The sequence below is a fragment of the Pseudomonas laurylsulfatiphila genome (assembly GCF_002934665.1).
GTDB classification, from domain to species: Bacteria; Pseudomonadota; Gammaproteobacteria; order Pseudomonadales; family Pseudomonadaceae; genus Aquipseudomonas; species Aquipseudomonas laurylsulfatiphila.
Map to the genome: position 1 here is coordinate 859,188 of NZ_NIRS01000003.1, position 17,707 is coordinate 876,894.

Annotated in this window: 21 protein-coding genes and 1 pseudogene; 11 read left to right on the plus strand and 11 right to left on the minus strand. The window is 59.7% G+C overall.

From position 1 onward, the window contains the following. Positions 1-316: 316 nt before the first annotated feature. Both CD175_RS32120 and CD175_RS32125 read left to right on the plus strand, forming a co-directional pair. Positions 317-514 (plus strand): annotated as a pseudogene (locus CD175_RS32120) (HAMP domain-containing protein); the annotation flags it as partial. A gap of 111 nt (positions 515-625) precedes the next feature. Then, positions 626-1,369 (plus strand): methyl-accepting chemotaxis protein, encoded by a 744-nt coding sequence (locus CD175_RS32125; protein WP_371317821.1) that lies wholly within the window; start codon positions 626-628, stop codon positions 1,367-1,369. Between the two features lie 105 nt (positions 1,370-1,474). On the opposite strand, the gene CD175_RS14365 is transcribed toward CD175_RS32125, so the two are convergent. The 3 genes from CD175_RS14365 to CD175_RS14375 are packed head-to-tail and all read right to left on the minus strand — an operon-like array spanning position 1,475 to position 2,586. Further along, a complete protein-coding gene (locus CD175_RS14365) occupies positions 1,475-2,098 on the minus strand; it encodes an SOS response-associated peptidase (protein ID WP_102701912.1) in 624 nt (207 codons plus the stop codon). Between the two features lie 35 nt (positions 2,099-2,133). Then, positions 2,134-2,394, minus strand: coding sequence for a putative signal transducing protein (locus tag CD175_RS14370; RefSeq protein WP_007979315.1), 261 nt, complete (start codon positions 2,392-2,394; stop codon positions 2,134-2,136). A 9-nt stretch (positions 2,395-2,403) separates the two neighbouring features. Then, positions 2,404-2,586, minus strand: a complete 183-nt coding sequence (locus CD175_RS14375; RefSeq protein ID WP_053159662.1) for a CPXCG motif-containing cysteine-rich protein — start codon at positions 2,584-2,586, stop codon at positions 2,404-2,406. A gap of 142 nt (positions 2,587-2,728) precedes the next feature. On the opposite strand from CD175_RS14375, the gene CD175_RS14380 reads away from it, so the two are divergent. After that, complete coding sequence (locus CD175_RS14380; protein ID WP_205886335.1) at positions 2,729-3,892, plus strand: 1-acyl-sn-glycerol-3-phosphate acyltransferase; 1,164 nt, start codon at positions 2,729-2,731, stop codon at positions 3,890-3,892. Between the two features lie 125 nt (positions 3,893-4,017). Here the strand turns inward: CD175_RS14380 and CD175_RS14385 are convergent, their stop codons facing one another. After that, positions 4,018-4,296 (minus strand): hypothetical protein, encoded by a 279-nt coding sequence (locus tag CD175_RS14385; protein WP_104449386.1) that lies wholly within the window; start codon positions 4,294-4,296, stop codon positions 4,018-4,020. A gap of 190 nt (positions 4,297-4,486) precedes the next feature. Here CD175_RS14385 and CD175_RS14390 point away from each other — a divergent pair, with 190 nt between their 5' ends. Continuing rightward, positions 4,487-4,693, plus strand: a complete 207-nt coding sequence (locus CD175_RS14390) for a hypothetical protein (RefSeq protein WP_104449450.1) — start codon at positions 4,487-4,489, stop codon at positions 4,691-4,693. Between the two features lie 123 nt (positions 4,694-4,816). Here the strand turns inward: CD175_RS14390 and CD175_RS14395 are convergent, their stop codons facing one another. Then, on the minus strand, positions 4,817-5,401 hold the full coding sequence (locus CD175_RS14395; protein ID WP_007973847.1) for a YajG family lipoprotein: 585 nt from the start codon (positions 5,399-5,401) through the stop codon (positions 4,817-4,819). A 203-nt stretch (positions 5,402-5,604) separates the two neighbouring features. On the opposite strand from CD175_RS14395, the gene CD175_RS14400 reads away from it, so the two are divergent. Then, positions 5,605-5,844, plus strand: coding sequence for a hypothetical protein (locus CD175_RS14400; protein WP_104449387.1), 240 nt, complete (start codon positions 5,605-5,607; stop codon positions 5,842-5,844). A gap of 741 nt (positions 5,845-6,585) precedes the next feature. Then, positions 6,586-8,094 carry a malate dehydrogenase (quinone) gene (gene mqo / locus CD175_RS14405; RefSeq protein ID WP_104449388.1) on the plus strand — a complete coding sequence of 503 codons (1,509 nt, stop codon included), beginning with the start codon at positions 6,586-6,588 and terminating at the stop codon, positions 8,092-8,094. Positions 8,095-8,249: 155 nt separating this feature from the next. On the opposite strand, the gene CD175_RS14410 is transcribed toward mqo, so the two are convergent. From CD175_RS14410 to CD175_RS14425, 4 genes are all read right to left on the minus strand, one after another. Next, positions 8,250-8,537, minus strand: coding sequence for a PA4642 family protein (locus CD175_RS14410; protein WP_104449389.1), 288 nt, complete (start codon positions 8,535-8,537; stop codon positions 8,250-8,252). Positions 8,538-8,600: 63 nt separating this feature from the next. Next, a complete protein-coding gene (locus CD175_RS14415) occupies positions 8,601-9,086 on the minus strand; it encodes a hypothetical protein (RefSeq protein WP_104449390.1) in 486 nt (161 codons plus the stop codon). Between the two features lie 184 nt (positions 9,087-9,270). After that, on the minus strand, positions 9,271-9,744 hold the full coding sequence (locus tag CD175_RS14420; protein ID WP_104449391.1) for a WbuC family cupin fold metalloprotein: 474 nt from the start codon (positions 9,742-9,744) through the stop codon (positions 9,271-9,273). Positions 9,745-9,747: 3 nt separating this feature from the next. Then, complete coding sequence (locus CD175_RS14425) at positions 9,748-10,305, minus strand: hypoxanthine-guanine phosphoribosyltransferase (protein ID WP_007973854.1); 558 nt, start codon at positions 10,303-10,305, stop codon at positions 9,748-9,750. Between the two features lie 165 nt (positions 10,306-10,470). On the opposite strand from CD175_RS14425, the gene upp reads away from it, so the two are divergent. Beyond that, positions 10,471-11,109, plus strand: coding sequence for a uracil phosphoribosyltransferase (upp, locus tag CD175_RS14430; protein WP_007973856.1), 639 nt, complete (start codon positions 10,471-10,473; stop codon positions 11,107-11,109). A gap of 2 nt (positions 11,110-11,111) precedes the next feature. Then, complete coding sequence (locus CD175_RS14435) at positions 11,112-12,386, plus strand: uracil-xanthine permease family protein (protein ID WP_007973857.1); 1,275 nt, start codon at positions 11,112-11,114, stop codon at positions 12,384-12,386. A 103-nt stretch (positions 12,387-12,489) separates the two neighbouring features. Here the strand turns inward: CD175_RS14435 and hemH are convergent, their stop codons facing one another. Further along, the gene (gene hemH / locus CD175_RS14440) at positions 12,490-13,515 is read right to left on the minus strand and encodes a ferrochelatase (protein ID WP_104449392.1); all 1,026 of its coding nucleotides are present in this window, start codon (positions 13,513-13,515) and stop codon (positions 12,490-12,492) included. A 13-nt stretch (positions 13,516-13,528) separates the two neighbouring features. Beyond that, positions 13,529-14,431: a TIGR01777 family oxidoreductase gene (locus CD175_RS14445; protein WP_104449393.1), complete on the minus strand. Its 903-nt coding sequence runs from the start codon at positions 14,429-14,431 to the stop codon at positions 13,529-13,531. A 196-nt stretch (positions 14,432-14,627) separates the two neighbouring features. Here CD175_RS14445 and CD175_RS14450 point away from each other — a divergent pair, with 196 nt between their 5' ends. From CD175_RS14450 to CD175_RS14460, 3 genes are all read left to right on the plus strand, one after another. Further along, on the plus strand, positions 14,628-15,614 hold the full coding sequence (locus CD175_RS14450; protein WP_007973863.1) for an NAD(P)/FAD-dependent oxidoreductase: 987 nt from the start codon (positions 14,628-14,630) through the stop codon (positions 15,612-15,614). Between the two features lie 187 nt (positions 15,615-15,801). After that, on the plus strand, positions 15,802-16,761 hold the full coding sequence (locus tag CD175_RS14455; protein ID WP_104449394.1) for a YbgA family protein: 960 nt from the start codon (positions 15,802-15,804) through the stop codon (positions 16,759-16,761). Next, complete coding sequence (locus CD175_RS14460) at positions 16,761-17,702, plus strand: MerR family transcriptional regulator (RefSeq protein WP_104449395.1); 942 nt, start codon at positions 16,761-16,763, stop codon at positions 17,700-17,702. The genes CD175_RS14455 and CD175_RS14460 overlap by 1 nt, the downstream gene beginning before the upstream one ends. Positions 17,703-17,707: the final 5 nt, after the last annotated feature.

Below are 17,707 nucleotides of genomic sequence, written 5' to 3' on the forward strand. Positions count from 1 at the left end.
GGAAATGGCCCTGATCGGCGGCAATGGCCGCATCGTTGCCTACACCAAGGATCCGAGCAAATTCGGCGAAAAAGTCAGCGATATCCTCGACAGCAAGCAGATTGCCAACATGGCCAATCTCAAGCGCGGCGAAGTCACCTACACCGTCGACAAGGCCCAGGGCCGGATCGAGTTGTACCTGCCGTTCGGCATCGGCCAGACCGATGCGCGCTGGACCCTGATGCTGCAATTGCCGCTGAATGCAGTCATGGCCGACCTGCAAAAACTCCAGGCCGACCTGGATGCGCAGCGTAAATCCGACACCTTCGGCATGGCGATGGTCGGCCTGGTGATTGCCGGTATCGGTTTGCTGGTGATCTGGCTGGTGGGCCACGGCATCGCCCGTCCGCTCAAGCAGATGGTGGCAATGCTCGACGATATCGCCCAGGGCGAAGGCGACCTGACCCGGCGCCTGACCAGCGACCGCGCCGATGAACTGGGTTCGATCGCCAAAGGCTTCAACACGTTCCTGGCCAAGTTGCAGGCGATGATCACCCAGGTGGTGACGTCAGTGCAGAGCGTCAGCGATTCGTCGGAACACACCGCCGACATTGCCATCCGCACCAACACCGGCGTACACAAGCAAATGGCCGAGATCGACCAGGTCGCTACCGCGGTGCAGGAAATGACCGCCACCGCCCAGGACGTGGCACGCAACGCGACCCAGGCCGCACAGGCCGCCAGCCATGCCGATCAAGCCGCCAGCCAGGGCATGCAGATCGTGCGCGACACCTCGAACTCGATTGGCGCCCTCGCCGTAGAGATCGGCCGGGCCGTAGGCGTGGTGCAGACCCTGGCCAAGGACAGCGAAAACATCAACGCCATCCTCACCGCCATTCGTGGCATCGCCGAGCAGACCAACCTGCTGGCCCTGAACGCAGCCATCGAAGCGGCCCGCGCCGGTGAACAGGGCCGGGGTTTTGCCGTGGTGGCCGACGAGGTGCGCAACCTGGCGCAGAAGACGCAAAAGGCCACCGAAGAAATCCAGGCCATGATCCAGCAACTGCAGCAAGGTACGCGGGATGTGGTGCGAGTCATGGAGGACAGCCAGAACCGCACGGACGAAAGCGTACTGCACGCATCGAAGGCCGCCGAAGCACTGGAGACCATTACTCAGGCAGTGTCGGTGATCAACGACATGAACACCCAGATCGCCAGCGCGGCCGAGGAGCAAAGTGCGGTGGCGGACGACATCAACCGCAACGTGATCAACATCGGCCAGGTGGCCAATGAAGTGGCCGGCGGTGCGGATGAGTCGAGTGCGGCCAGTGCGGATTTGACCAAGCTGGCGGAACAGCAGCGGCGGCTGATCAATCAGTTCAGGGTCTAATTCAAGGACGCCATCGCTGGCAAGCCAGCTCCCACAGGTTTTGTGAACGCCGCAAATCCCTGTGGGAGCTGGCTTGCCAGCGATGGCGTCAGCACAGACAACCTGTCATCCCGGCGTCAAACACTCCGGCCCATTCAATTTCGGATCATTCACCATGTTGGCCAGCACCCGTTCGCGCAACGCGGCAGGTTCACTGGCGAGCAAGGCTTGCAACGCATGCAACGGCGTCTCGGGATCGAGCCACGCGGCCTGCCCCGCCTCATCAAGAATCAACGGCCGTCGCTGGCTCGCCGCTGGCTGGGTAATCACGGCGGTACTCAGCCACACCTGCTCCTGTACCGGATACGCCTCCCAGATCGCCGCAAAAAATAATGACGAGCCCTCCCCCGGTGTCAGCCAGTACGGGCGCTTGCGCGTCGTCCCGCGCCATTCGTAGAAACCATTGGCCGGCAACAGGCAACGGCGCTCGCGCAAAGCCTGGCGAAACATTGGCTGCTCGGCAACGGTTTCGGCACGGGCGTGGGCCGGAGTGCGGGACAGATCGGTCAGCCAGGGCGGTGTCAGGCCCCAGCGGGCGCGGGCAAGCGAGCGCTGGCCATCAGGCTCGGCCCGCAGCATCAACACCGAATCGTTGGGAGAAATGTTCCACTGCGCCTTCTGGTCGGCGGGGAATCCGGGCAGGGCCGCGAAGGCAGGGTTCCAGCGAAACAGGGCATAACGTCCACACATGGGGCAACACGGCTCTTGATCAAACGAACGCCAGCCTAACAGACCAGCGTGCCGGGAAAGCTGTCCGGTTCATCGCCGGACAGCGGCAGCGCTGCATTGTACGCGGTGATCAGCTCGCGGGCGTATTCGGCCTGGTCGTTCTCGACCGACAGCCCGAGCAGGCCATAGATCGGCAATTCCCCGGAGCCGCCGAGCAAATCACGGCCCACCAGATGCGCCTCGATACCCTCGCTGGCGAGCATGCCTTGCAGCAACTCGCCTTCCATCAGGTTTTCCGGATCGTAGATGCGCTGCATACACGCTCCTCATTCGTTTTCACTGAACACTTCGAGATGCCATTCCTCTTCATGTACCTGCAACACGAAGGTTATCGGCCGGCAGCACACCTGACAGTCCTCGATGTAGGTCTGATCGCCACCGGACAAATCCAGAGTAGTCTCTACCTCCTCACCACAATACGGACATTCATACTGCGCAGTTTCCAGCATCGCGGTCTCCCAGGTGACTTGTGCGTATAATCGCCGGTCTATTTGCAGGGCTTTTTTTGTCTGGCTACTTTTTCAGACCGTGCCCCGCCGGTTTTCGAACAAAACCTTTACTTACCCTAGCCGTTTCTAACAAGAGAGCATGATGGGCGAATTCGATGCCATCCGACCTTACGACGACAGCGAAGTCCCAGCGGTGCTGGACCGACTGCTCGGCGACAAGGCGTTTCTAGATATCCTCACCCACTTCCGCTTCCCGCGTTTTGCCGGTGCCTTAGGCTGGGCGCTCAAACCTCTTATAGCCCATCGGCTGCGCCGTGAGTTTGCCGGCGTGACCTGTGTGGCCACGTTACAGGACAAAGTCGAGGTTTACGTCGACCACACCATCGAGCGCGCCACCGACGGTGTCACTTATACCGGGGTGGAGCAATTCAAGTCCGGCAGCGCCTACCTGTTTATCGCCAACCACCGCGATATCGTGATGGACCCGGCCTTCGTCAACTACGCCGTGTACCACGCCGGCCTGCCGACCCCGCGCATTGCCATTGGCGACAACCTGCTGCAAAAGCCTTTCGTCAGCGACCTGATGCGCCTGAACAAGAGCTTCATCGTGCACCGCTCGATCAGCGGTCGCCGGGAGAAAATGGCGGCCTATCAATTGCTGTCGGCGTATATCAACCATTCGATCCGCAATGATTGCGCCTCGATCTGGATAGCCCAGGCCGAAGGCCGCGCCAAGGACGGTGACGACCGTACCGAATCGGCGATCCTCAAGATGTTCCACATGAGCCGCAAGGACGAGCCGTTCGGCGAAGTCATTCAGTCGCTGAACCTGACCCCGGTGTCGATCAGCTACGAATACGACCCCTGCGATCAGGCCAAGGCCCGCGAGCTTTACATCCGCGCCACCACCGGCAGTTACACCAAGGTGCCGGGCGAGGATGACGTGAGCATCGCCAAGGGCATCACCGGCTACAAGGGCCGGGTGCATGTGAACTTTGCCGCGCCGATCACCGAACTGTTCGAAGACACCAAGCAATTGGCAGTCGAGATGGACAAGCAAATCCTCAGCGGCTATCGCTTGTTCCCGGTGCACTACCTGGCTTACGCGCAGTGGAAAGACGCTGATCCGCAGTTGCAGGTGCCGAAGGCCGCCGAGGTGTTCCCGGCCGAAGAACTGGCCAAGGCCCAGGAAGAATGGCAACGCCGCCTGGACGCCTGCCCGCAAGAGCATCGTCCTTACCTGGTGCTGCAATATGCGACACCGGTGCGTAATCAGTACCGGGTGAAGGCAGGGTTGCCGCTGTAAGCGGTTTGGCTGGATACGATTTTTTAATCAAGATCAAAAGATCGCAGCCTTCGGCAGCTACTACACGGGATTGATGTACACCTGTAGGAGCTGCCGAAGACTGCGATCCTTTGCTTTGAAAAGGTTCAAACCTGAGTGCTGATCCACGACACCAGCAGCGCCATCCCCATGCAGGCAAAACCGAAGATGTAGAAAAACCGGTGCATGCGCAAGGTCGCCCAATCCAGCGTGGGTTCTACGTTCGGGCTGCTCTGGCGCTGCGCCTGCAAACTGGCCATCGCACGCAGTTCGCGGCGACGGGTGGCGTGCAGCAACCAGCCGCCCGGGAAGGCAAAGAGCAAGGCCAGCAGATTGATCAGTTTGGCGGGATGGGCGGTAAACAGCGTCATCAAGTGCAGCGACATCACGAACCTCAAGTCAAACAGGTAGCAGTTGCCGGACGGGCGACCGCGGCGCGGATTCTACCGAAAGCCTGCACCCCTGCCCTCTGTTTCCGACAAATAACGAAGCTTTTGATCAATGGCTGTCCTGAGTCACGGCTTCGTCATCTGTATCGGCGAACATGCGCGTCCCGAAACCGACACGGATCACGTCATGCTCCACGCCGAAAACCAGGATCGTCTCTACCTCATCGCCCCCAGCGAAGAACAACAAACCCTCGTCGACAGCCTCGCCTTCAACGTTCAGGATCGCCATTGGCTGGTGTATTGCGCCCTGGGTGGGCATCAACATGCGGATTTACCGGAAACGGATTTGCTGACCGGTGTGAGCGTGCTGGATTTTTACTCGCAAGCCGCCTGATTTCCTTGCCCCCTGTAGGAGCGAGCTTGCTCGCGATGGGCTTGAGGACGCCGCTGGGTATCAGATTTCCCGCGTCATCGTTAACGACCATCGCGAGCAGGCTCGCTTCTACAGGGGCTCGCATTACTCGCCCAGAATCTGACCTACGGTCGGGTCCTTGAACAGGCGGGTCAACGCATCGCTCAGCACATCGCTCACCAGCTTGGTGTTGGTTTCCTGGTTCGGCGCCATGCCGAAGCGCTGGTCCAGGGACGAACCATAACGGCCGCTATAGCGACGGTTGGCGTTCTGCACATCCGAGCGGAACGTCGCGCCGATGGTAGCTTCGGTCACGTACATGCCTTCCTTGGGCGACTGGTACTTCAGTTCCGCCAGGGTCACGGTCAGTTGCGGCGCATTCATGGCGTTGTTCGTCGGGGTAAAGCCTAACAGACGCACGGCGGCTTCAGCCTGGGCCTGCAGCTTCGGCAGGATCTGCGCGCCCTGCACGGTGATCGCGCTGGTTTCCGGGTACAGGCCACCACGGGTGCCCAGCGTCGGCGACGGGCGACCGTCCACGACACGCACCACGACGGGCTGGCCATGACCGACCGGGGCCAACTGCGCGGTGAGCTTGGGTTCCGGGCTCAGTTGTTGCGGGCTGTGGGCGCAGCCAACCAGGGTCAAACTGGTCACAGTGATCAAACCGAACAACAGGCGTTGCAACATGCTCTTCTCTCCAGAATCAGGCACAAACAGGCCGGCAGTATAGCGGTGCGCCACTGCGGGGAACCAGCACCTCACAGTGTTTGATGAAATCTCTGACAAACCCTGGGGATTGCAGTTCATGTCACACAGATGTCACCACTCCTACACTTGCACGTAATGGCCTACAGGCAACCTTCTGGCAATCACCCACACGGTACCTCACCATGCGCCATCTGATCTCTCTGTTCGCGCCACGCCCGTTGCACCGTTGCTTCGCCCTGCTCGACCGCAATGGCCACTGCCAGGCCTTCAAGCAGTGCAGCTTGCAGCCCATGGGAGATGGCTGGGTTGAAATCGAGGAAATCCGCCTGAACTGGCTGAATCAGCCGCTGCCGGCCGGCGCCCGCGTCGTTTCGCAACCGCACCAGCCACGCTCGCGCGCGCAGCAACTGCTGACGACCTGACCAAACACCTAATAAAAGTCATAAAACACGACCATTTCCCTGCGTTTCTTAGATACAATCTCCCCCCGATTATAAGGACGTCTCCTGATCGGGCCTCGCAGCATCGTCAATGCGCTTGTGTTGACACCCCGCTCCGCCCACAGAGAGCCGCCCACACAGATCGAGTGAAGCTGGCGCGCTTGCTGTTTTGTTGAGCAAAACCTCCACTTTTCGCGAATCTGCAGAGCTGTCATTACGCTCGGTCACTGAGCTGTTTGCCCGTTTTGCCTGCCCTGTATCCCATGGCGGCAATCCATTCGGGCACGGTGCCAGGCTGGGACAGCCCTTTTTGAGGTTCACGTCTTCAAAAGAGCGTGAAAAAAACGGGTTTTCACAACTTCACAAGAGTGTGGCGAGCAAATGAATAGTTTTGCGTCTGAATATGCACCATTAGCGTCTACAACAGCCCAACGACACAGGACCGAGTATTCCTCGAACACCGGAGCCTGAAGCCTGTCCGCTACGGATTTGGTTGCACAAACGGATGTATCGACCATAAGTCGAATTGCCAGTCGCACGTTGAAATGAGTCCATAGGGCTCTTATTAGACCCGGCAGGTAGCGTCCGTCGAAGTTGCGATAAATTGCGAAGATTCGGACATGGCGATACTGCCATGAATACCCTGGGGCCACACTGACACGCCCCGGAACGCCTGGCAGCCATGCCGACAATTTGGTGCTGCAGATTTTGGAGACGCGTTAAATGGCGCATAACGAAGCAGTCGACGTAGTACTGGTTGGGGCCGGCATCATGAGTGCCACCCTTGCAGTGCTGCTCAAAGAGCTCGACCCCGCGATCAAGCTGGAAGTCGTCGAGCTGATGGATTCCGGTGCCGCGGAGAGTTCCAACCCGTGGAACAACGCCGGTACCGGTCACGCCGGGCTGTGTGAGCTTAACTACACGCCGCAGGCAGCCGATGGCGCCGTCGACATCAAGAAAGCCGTGCACATCAACACCCAGTTCGAGGTGTCGAAGCAGTTCTGGTCGTACCTGACCAAAAAAGGCACGTTCGGCTCGTGCAAGTCGTTTATCAGCCCGGTGCCACACCTGAGTTTCGTGCAGGGCGACAGCGGCGTGTCCTTCCTCAAGGAACGCTTCAAAGTGCTGAGCAAGCACCACGCCTTCGCCGACATGGAATACACCGAAGACAAGGCGACAATGGCAGAGTGGATGCCATTGATGATGCCTGGGCGCGACCCCGGCGAAACCCTTGCCGCCACCCGCGTGATCAATGGCACCGACGTCAACTTCGGCGCCCTGACCAACCAGTTGCTCAAACACCTGACCAGCGCACCCGATGCCCAGGTCAAGTACTGCAAGCGCGTGACCGGCCTCAAGCGCAGCAACGGCGGCTGGACCGTCAGCATCAAGGACGTCAACAGCGGCAACACCCGTGAAGTCGACGCCAAATTCGTCTTCCTCGGCGCTGGCGGCGCGGCACTGCCGCTGCTGCAAGCCTCGGGCATTGAAGAGAGCAAAGGCTTCGGCGGCTTCCCGATCAGCGGCCAGTGGCTGCGCTGCGACAACCCGGAAGTGGTCAAGCACCACCAGGCCAAGGTGTACAGCCAGGCTGCCGTAGGTTCACCGCCCATGTCCGTGCCGCACCTGGACACCCGCGTGGTCGATGGCAAGAAGTCCCTGCTGTTCGGACCGTACGCCGGCTTCACCACCAAGTTCCTCAAGCACGGCTCCTTCATGGACCTGCCGCTGTCGGTTCGCGCCGGCAACATCGGCCCGATGCTGGCCGTGGCGAAAAACAACATGGACCTGACCAAGTACCTGGTCAGCGAAGTGATGCAGTCGATGGAGCAGCGCCTGGATTCCCTGCGTCGCTTCTACCCGGAGGCGAAAGCCGAAGACTGGCGCCTGGAAGTGGCCGGCCAACGGGTACAGATCATCAAGAAAGACCCGAAAAAAGGCGGCATCCTGCAATTCGGTACCGAACTGGTCGCGGCCAAGGACGGTTCCCTGGCGGCACTGCTCGGCGCTTCGCCAGGTGCATCGGTGACTGTTTCGATCATGCTCGAACTCATCGAGAAATGCTTCCCGAGCAAAGCCAAGGGCGAATGGGCTGGCAAACTGGCAGAGATCTTCCCGGCCCGGGAGAAGGTTCTGGAAACCGACGCTGCGCTGTATCGCAAGATCAACACGCAGAACAACGTTGCCCTGGAACTGGTTGAAGCCAGCAGCGAGACCGAAAGCTACGCTTGATTCGGCCCCATGAAAAACGCCCCGTTCTCATTGAGAGCGGGGCGTTTTTTTATGCATTTGAAAGATCGCAGCCTCGCTTCGCTCGACAGCTCCTACAGGAACACGCGGTCCAATGTAGGAGCTGTCGAGCGAAGCGAGGCTGCGATCTCTTGATCTTAACCGCGAACCTTCTCGACCAGCTCGATGTAGTCCGGCGCATTGCGCTGGTCCTTGATCAGGGCAACAAAGTCATTGCCGTGCTCATCCTTGCCATTCACGTCGTAACCGGCTTCGACGAAAAACGTCAGGAAACGCTCGAAATCGTCGATACGCAGGCCACGGTAGGCCTTGACCAGTTTGTGCAGGGACGGAGAAGTCGCGTCGACCGGTTCGAAATCGAGGAACAACTTGATCTGCTCATCGCCGATCTCGTCACCAATCACTTGTTTTTTATCTTTACGCATTGCCGACTCCAGCTCGCAGACATTTCACGGGGCGGGCAGTTTACCCCCGCGCAGGCACAGGGCTCAACGCGCACGAGTGCTGCCGGTATGCAGATCGGCCCAGACATGGCCATTGGCGTAGCTGAGAAACTGGCAATACACCGTGTCATTGCGCAGCAAGTCGATCACCACGCGGTATTGCGCCAGCGGGTAATAGAGGGTCAGGGTCTTGCTAGGCTCGTCGTAAACCGGCTTCTTCAGGCTTTTGCTTTCACCATCGAAATTGACCAGCACCTGACTGATGGTCGCGCCCTTGTTCAGGGATTTACCCTTGAGACGAATCAGCAGTGGCGAAGTGACCGGAATCGGCTGTTGAGTGGATTGACGCTGAGCGCCGACCACCACCGAATAATCGGTGACCTGCATCAGTTGCTGCTGCTCGGGATCAGCAGCGCGCAGAGTGAGATCGTCCGGCGGCAGGAATTGACTGTGCATGGGGGCCGGGGCGGCGGCCAAGGGCAGGCTGAGGGTCAGCGCCAGAGCGGCGCAACAGCGGATCAAAACACTCATGACGGGCTCCGGAGGGCGGGGCCGGGCACTCTAGCATGGGTGTAAAAAAACGTCTGTGAACAGCGCCCCCCCCTGTAGGAGCGAGCTTGCTCGCGATGCACTTAAGAACGCCGCGTTTAACCAGTAATCACGCGTTATCGTTAACGTCCATCGCGAGCAAGCTCGCTCCTACAGGTGGCGTACATCAATCGAATTGCGCGTGCATCCAGGCCTGATACTCGGCAACACCCGGCTCGCCTTCGCGCGGCGCCCAATGTGCCAGCTCACCTTCACCGACAGGACGGTAAGGACCAGCCTTGCATTCGAACATCAGGCTATCGGCTTCCAGCACCACCAAGCCGTGGAATACGCCAGTTGGCAGATCCACGCCCACACAGTCGCCACCGGCCTGCAGAACTGTCTTGCTCAGCACGGCGCCGGCTTCGTCGAAAATCAACACACCGAGGCGGCCTTTGAGGACAAGCAAGGTTTCAGCCTTGTTGTCGCCCAAGTGCCGGTGAGGCGGGATATACGTGGACGGCTGTAGCCCCACCGCCATGCGATGGCAAGCGTCTTCCATCTGATGGAAATTGTGATGCTGGCGCCCGCGAGGATTGGCCGCGGCTTTCCCGGCCAGCTCGGCGAACAAGGTCTGATCCAGAAAACGCGGCGTATCCATGTCTTACATTCCTTTAACGGCGAAAATCCCGTTGGCGTTACGCCAGTAGCCTTTGTAGTCCATACCGTAACCGAAGATGTAGCGGTCGACGCACGGCAGACCGACGAAATCGGCCTTGAGGTCCGGACGGGCCTTGCGGTCGTGGTCTTTGTCGATCAGCACGGCGGTGTGCACTTTACGTGCGCCAGCGTGTTTACAGAAGTCGATGATCGCGCCCAGTGTGTGACCTTCGTCGAGGATATCGTCGATGATCAACACATCACGGTCGATGAAGGAAACTTCCGGCTTGGCCTTCCAGAACAGATCGCCGCCGCTGGTTTCGTTGCGATAGCGGGTAGCGTGCAGGTAGGACGCTTCCAGCGGGAAGTGCAGATAGGTCAGCAGCTTGCCGGAGAAAATCAGCCCGCCGTTCATCACGCAGAACACCACCGGGTTGGAATCCGCCAGTTGATCGTTGATTTGTGCACCGACGCGGGCGATGGCCGCCTCGACTTCAGCTTCGGTGTACAGGCAGTCAGCCTCTCGCATGATTTGACGGATATGCTCGAGATCAGCGGACATGGTGCTCTCCAGGGGATGGCGGATTCAGGAAAAGCGGGCAAAGGTACGCATCAAGCGAGGCCAGATCAAGCGTTTGTGGACTAACGTACTGTATGTCTATAGGACAACACCCTCGGATAGATTAATCTAGGCCGGTTTTTTTGCCCGCCGCCGGAGCCTTTCCCCATGCCCATCCATGAGATCCGCCACCCGCTGATCCGTCATAAACTTGGCCTTATGCGCCGCGCAGACATCAGCACCAAGAATTTCCGTGAGCTCGCTCAGGAAGTCGGCGCCCTGTTGACCTATGAAGCCACCAAAGACCTGCCGCTGGAATCCTACGATATCGATGGCTGGTGCGGCACTGTGTCGGTCGAGAAAATCGCCGGCAAGAAAATTACCGTGGTGCCGATCCTCCGTGCCGGCATCGGCATGCTCGAAGGCGTGCTCAGCCTGATCCCGGGCGCCAAAGTCAGTGCCGTGGGCGTGGCCCGCAACGAGGAAACCCTCGAGGCCCACACCTACCTCGAGAAGCTGGTGCCGGAAATCGACGAACGCCTGGCCATGATCATAGACCCGATGCTTGCTACCGGCGGCTCGATGGTTGCAACCATCGACCTGCTGAAAAAAGCCGGCTGCAAGGACATCCGCGCCATGGTGCTGGTCGCTGCGCCAGAAGGCATTGCCGTGGTCGAGAAGGCTCACCCGGACGTGATCATCTACACCGCGTCCATTGATCAAAAACTGAACGAACACGGCTACATCATCCCGGGGCTGGGCGATGCCGGTGACAAGATCTTCGGCACCAAGCAGAAGGACGCGTGACCATGCAGCAAGAGTTCAACGATCCGCTCTGGCGCACGGTGCTGTCGGGTGCACAGATGCTGTTCGTGGCCTTCGGCGCCCTCGTGTTGATGCCGCTGATCACCGGTCTCGACCCGAACGTGGCGCTGTTCACGGCCGGCCTGGGGACGATCCTGTTCCAGATCGTCACCGGGCGTCAGGTGCCGGTGTTCCTGGCATCGAGCTTTGCCTTCATTACCCCGATCATTCTCGCCAAGGGCCAGTTCGGCCTGGCCGCGACCATGGGCGGCGTGATGGCGGCAGGTTTCGTCTATACCTTCCTCGGCCTCGCGGTGAAAATCAAAGGCACCGGTTTCATCGACCGCCTGCTGCCGCCGGTGGTGATCGGGCCGGTGATCATTTCGATTGGCCTGGCGATGGCACCGATTGCCGCTAACATGGCCATGGGCAAGGCCGGTGACGGCAGTGAATTGATTCATTACCAGACGGCGATGATGATCTCGATGCCTGCGCTGCTGACCACGCTGATCGTTGCGGTTTTCGGCAAGGGCATCTTCCGCCTGGTGCCGATCATCTCCGGCGTGCTGGTCGGCTTTGGCATGTCGTTCTACTTCGGCGTGGTCGATACCGCGAAGATCGCTGCGGCACCCTGGTTCGCCATCCCGCACTTCACCGCGCCGGAATTCAACTGGCAGGCGATCCTGTTCATCGTACCGGTGGCTTTGGCTCCGGCCATCGAACACATCGGCGGCGTGATTGCCGTGGGTAGCGTGACCGGGCGCGATTACCTGAAGAAACCCGGCCTGCACCGCACCCTGCTCGGCGACGGCATTGCCACCACGGCAGCCGGTCTGTTTGGCGGCCCGCCCAACACCACCTACGCCGAAGTGACCGGTGCGGTCATGCTGACCAAGAACTACAACCCGAAAATCATGACCTGGGCGGCGATCTTCGCCATCAGCCTGGCGTTCATCGGCAAGTTCGGTGCGCTGCTGCAAAGCATTCCAGTGCCGGTGATGGGCGGAATTCTGTGCCTGCTGTTCGGTTCGATTGCGGCGGTGGGGATGAACACGCTGATCCGCCACAAGATCGATCTGGGCGAAGCGCGCAATCTGGTGATTGTATCGGTGACCCTGGTGTTCGGGATCGGCGGCGTGCTGATCGGCACCGGCACCGGGCCGGACGACTTCGGCCTCAAAGGCATCGCGCTGTGCGCGGTGGTGGCGATTGGCTTGAACCTGATACTGCCGGGCAATGACAGCTGGAAGCACAAGAAGGCGAATGAGCCGCTGCTGTAATGCTTCAAGCGCTTTGTTGTTAATGAAATAGCTTTCGCGAGCAGGCTCGCTCCCACAGTCTGGAATGCATTCCCCTGTGGGAGCGAGCCTGCTCGCGAAGCTTTTAAAGCGCCATCGGCGCCCTTTCGCACAACGCACTCAACGCCTGCGCCCAATGCGGGTCATCGTTGAGGCACGGCACCAGCACCAACTCCTCGCCCCCCGCATTGCGGAATTGCTCCTTGCCGCGATCACCGATCTCTTCCAGGGTCTCGATGCAATCGGCAACAAACGCCGGGCACATCACCAGAATCTTTTTCACGCCGCTTTTGGCCAACTCATCGAGGCGCGCCTCGGTGTAAGGTTCGATCCATTTGGCGCGTCCCAGGCGCGACTGGAATGACACCGACCACTTGCCGTCCGGCAAGCCCATGCGCTTGGCAAACTCCGATGCCGTACGCAGGCATTGCGCGCGATAGCAGGTGGCTAAAACCACTGGCGATGCGTTCTTGCAGCAATCCTCATTCTTGAAGCAATGCTTCCCCGTCGGATCGAGCTTGGTCAGGTGCCGCTCCGGCAATCCGTGAAAGCTCAGCAGCAAGTGATCGTAATCCTGCTGCAAATGTGGCTTCGCGCTGGCGACCAATGCGTCGATGTATTCCGGTTGATCATAAAATGGCTGAAGAATCGACAGTTGCAGATCGAGTCCTTTTTCGCGCAGCACGCGCTTGGCTTCTGCAATCACCGTGGTGGTGGTGCTGTCGGCGAACTGTGGATAAAGCGGCGCGAGGGTTATCCGCTTGTGCCCCGCCGCAGCCATGCGCACCAGGGTTGACTCAATCGAAGGCTCGCCGTAGCGCATTGCCAACTCGACCGGGCCATGTTGCCACTGGGCAGTCATGGCTTGTTGCAGGCGACGGCTGAGCACCACCAGCGGCGAGCCCTCGTCCCACCAGATCGAGGCATAGGCATGCGCCGACTGCTCGGGACGCTTGATCAGGATCAGCGACACCAGCAAGCGCCGCACCGGCCATGGCAGGTCGATCACGTACGGGTCCATCAGAAATTGATTGAGGTAGCTGCGCACATCCGCCACCGAGGTGGAGGCAGGTGAACCCAGGTTGACCAGAAGCAACGCGTGATCGGTCATGCAACATCCTATTTCAAAGGCGAGCGGACAGATCATCCAGAGCCGCGCGCAAATCCGTGAACTGAAAAGTGAAACCCGCCTGTAACAAGCGAACCGGCGTGGCCCGTTGGCCGCCCAGCAACAGCAAGGACAACTCGCCCAGCCCGACCTTCAAGACGAAGGCCGGCATCGGCATGAATGCCGGGCGATGCAGTACGCTGCCAAACGTCTTGGCAAACTCGCGGTTGCGCACCGGTTTGGGCGCGCACGCATTATAGGGACCGCTGGCCTCGTTGCGATGCAGAAGAAAATCAATCAGAGCGATTTGATCGTCGATATGAATCCATGGCATCCATTGCCGGCCGTTGCCGATCGGCCCTCCCAGCCCCAGCTTGAAGGGCAGTAACAGCCGCGACAAAAAGCCGCCCTCGGCCGACAGCACCAACCCGGTTCGAATGAGGATGACGCGAATGCCCAGCGCTTCAGCCCGTTGCGCCGTCTCTTCCCAGGCGATGCATAATTGGCTGGCGAAGTCTTCGCTGACCGGCCCCGAGTCCTCGGTCAGTTCGCGCTCGCCACCGTCGCCATACCAGCCGACAGCCGAACCGGAAATCAACACCCGGGGTTTCTGCTCGCGACTCTCAAGCCACGCCAGCAGGGTTTCTGTCAGCGTGATCCGGCTGCTCCACAACAGGGCTTTACGCTTGTGCGTCCAGGGCCGGTCGGCAATCGGCGCTCCGGCAAGATTGACGATCGCGTCCACCGGTTCCTGCGCCAGATCCTCCAACCGGGCAATTCCACGCACTTGGGCACCACATGTTTTCGCGACTTTTTCAGGCTTGCGACTCCAGACTGTCAGGCGATGGCCCTGCCCCGACCAGTGCCGGCAGAGCTGACGTCCTATCAAACCAGTACCGCCGGTCAGCAATATGTGCATGACTTCTTCCTCGCGTGGCGTTTTACCTTGTCCACTAGTCTATTTTTATAAGCAGGGATCTTTGGTATCGAGCAGGCTCTATGGTTAACAATAGGCCAAGCTGTCAGAACGAGAACGCTAAAAGTTATACCAAAAAACAATATTGTACAGGTTTGAACCCCGGCGTAGTCTGTACAGAAAGGTAAACGAGGCCCCTATGACTGTACCTATCGCAATCATTGGCACCGGCATTGCCGGACTCTCCGCCGCCCAGGCCCTGACGGACCTCGGGTATGTGGTTCAACTTTTCGATAAAAGCCGCGGTAGCGGCGGGCGCATGTCGAGCAAGCGCAGCGATGCGGGTGCTCTGGACATGGGCGCGCAGTATTTCACCGCCCGCGACCGCCGCTTTGTCACGGAAGTCCAGCGCTGGCAGGCCAGAGGCTGGGTCGCCGAGTGGACGCCGCAGCTGTACACCTACCATGGCGGTCAGCTCAACCTGTCGCCGGACGAGCAGACCCGCTGGGTCGGTACGCCGCGCATGAGTGCCATCACCCGCGCCCTGATCGGTGATCTTGAAGTGCATTTCGCCTGCCGGATCACCGAGGTCTATCGCGGGGAAGAACACTGGCATCTGCAGGACGCCGAGGGCTTCACCCACGGACCGTTCAGCCACGTCGTCATCGCCACACCGGCGCCGCAGGCCACGGCTCTGCTGGCATCGGCGCCGAAACTCGCAGGGGCCGCCGCCGGGGTGAAAATGGACCCGACCTGGGCCATCGCCCTGGCCTTCGAAACGCCACTGGAAACGCCCATGGAAGGCTGCTTCGTACAGGACAGCCCACTCGACTGGCTGGCCCGCAACCGCAGCAAACCCGGGCGCGACAACACCCTCGACACTTGGGTGCTGCACGCCACGAGTGCCTGGAGCCGGCAACACATCGACTTGCCCAAGGAAGCGGTGATCGAGCAGTTGCACGGCGCGTTTGCCGAACTGCTGCACGGTTCCATGCCCGCGCCGACGTTCAGCCTCGCCCACCGCTGGCTCTACGCCCGCCCCGCCAGCAATCACGAATGGGGCACCCTGGCCGATGCCGACCTGGGGCTGTACGCCTGTGGCGACTGGTGCCTGTCCGGACGCGTCGAAGGCGCCTGGCTAAGCGGTCAGGAAGCCGCCCGCCGCTTGCATGAACACCTGCAATGAACCGTAGGAGCTGCCGAAGGCTGCGATCTTTTGATTTTGTTTTTCAAGATCAAAAGATCGCAACCTTCGGCAGCTCCTACAGAGGTAAACCTATACAAAAAATTTGACTTGTATAACTTTGAATCTATGATGAAGTTATCTTGTACAGGCGCAAATGCTTGTACAGGTTTAGATTCGAGGTGTTCCGATGTCCCACGTCCCCGTCAAACCGAAAATAGCCATCAGCGCCTGCCTGATGGGGCTCGATGTGCGCTTCAACGGCGGGCACAAGGAATCGCGGCTGTGCAGCCGTACCCTCACTGATTACTTCGATTTCATCCCGGTCTGCCCGGAAGTGGCCATCGGTCTCGGCGTACCCCGCCAACCGATTCGGCTGGTGAGTGGTGCCGATCAACCCGAAGCCGTGGGTACTCTGGATCACAACCTGAACGTGACACAACCGCTGGCCACCTACGGCCGGGACATGGCAGCGCAGCTGGGGGATATTTGCGGTTATATCTTCATGCAAAATTCCCCGTCCTGTGGCCTGGAGCGGGTCAAGGTCTACCACGCCAACGGCACACGAGCGGACAGTGGCGGTCGCGGGATCTACGCCCAGGCCTTCTGCCTGCTGCACCCGGACTTGCCGGTGGAGGAAGACGGCCGGCTCAACGATCCGGTGCTTCGGGAAAACTTCCTCACCCGCGTATTCGCCTACAGCGCCTGGCAGCAGCTACGCCAGGAAGGCTTGACCCGGCGCGGCCTCACAGACTTTCACTCACGCTACAAATACCTGCTGATGGCCCACAATCCGGTGCAATACAAAGCCCTGGGCCACATGCTGGGCAGCATGGGCAAAAACGATCCGCAGGAACTGGGCCCTCGATATTTCAGCGAATTGATGGCAGCGCTGAAAAAATGCGCCACCCGTCGCACCCATACCAACGTCCTGCAACACCTCAGTGGCTACCTGAAACAGGCCATCAGCCGCGAAGACAAGCAGGAAGTGCAACAGCTGATCAGCCAGTACCACCAAGGCATCGTACCGTTGGTGGTGCCGCTGACGCTGCTCAAACATCACTTTCGCCAACACCCCGATCCGTACATCGCACAGCAGGTCTATCTGCAACCGCACCCGGAAAACCTCAGCCTGCGAAACGCCATCTGATGAAAAAGACACTCGACACCAGCGCCCGCGAAGACCTCGGCGATGACTTTAAAAAGGCGCTGGACGAAGGGTGGCTGCCAATCCGTGAAGTGGCGCGCCTGACCGGCGTCAATGCCGTGACCCTGCGCGCCTGGGAGCGGCGCTACGGTCTGATCGTGCCGCAACGCACCCCTAAGGGGCATCGGCTGTTCTCGGCCGACCATGTACAACGTATCCAGGCCATCCTCACCTGGCTCAACCGTGGCGTCGCCGTCAGCCAGGTCAAGGAATTGCTCGACACTCCGCAAGTATTCAGCGAGTCCGTCGACAACGATTGGCACACATTGCTGCTAACGTTGCTGCAGGCGGTCAGCGGATTGCAGGAACGCGCCCTGGATGACAACGTCAATCAGGCAATGGCGCTGTATCCGCCGCGAACTCTGTGCGAGCAATTGCTGATGCCTTTGCTGGCCGCTCTGGAGCAACGTTGGCAAGGCCAATTCGGTGCACAGATGGAACGGGGCTTTTTTTGTGCCTGGCTACGCAGCAAATTCGGCGCACGCATCTACCATAACAATCGTCAGTTGCGCACCGCGCCAATGCTGTTGATCAACCACTCGGACCTGCCCATGGAACCTCAGCTGTGGCTCACGGCCTGGCTGATCAGCAGCGCGGATTGCCCGGTGGAGGTCTTCGACGGGCCGCTGCCTGTCGGCGAACTGGCATTGGCGGTCGAACTTCTGCAACCCCGCGGGGTTCTGCTGTACTCCAGCAAGGCCATGAACCTGGCGCAACTGCCGAAACTTTTCAAAGGTGTCGGTTGCCCAAAAATGATTGCCGGACCAACGGTGTGCATCCACCACACCGAGTTGTCCGCCAGTACCAACGAGATCACTGACTTGTACCTGGCCGAAGATCCACTGTCGGCACATCAGGCACTCGTTCAGTGCGGGCTGATTTAAATGAA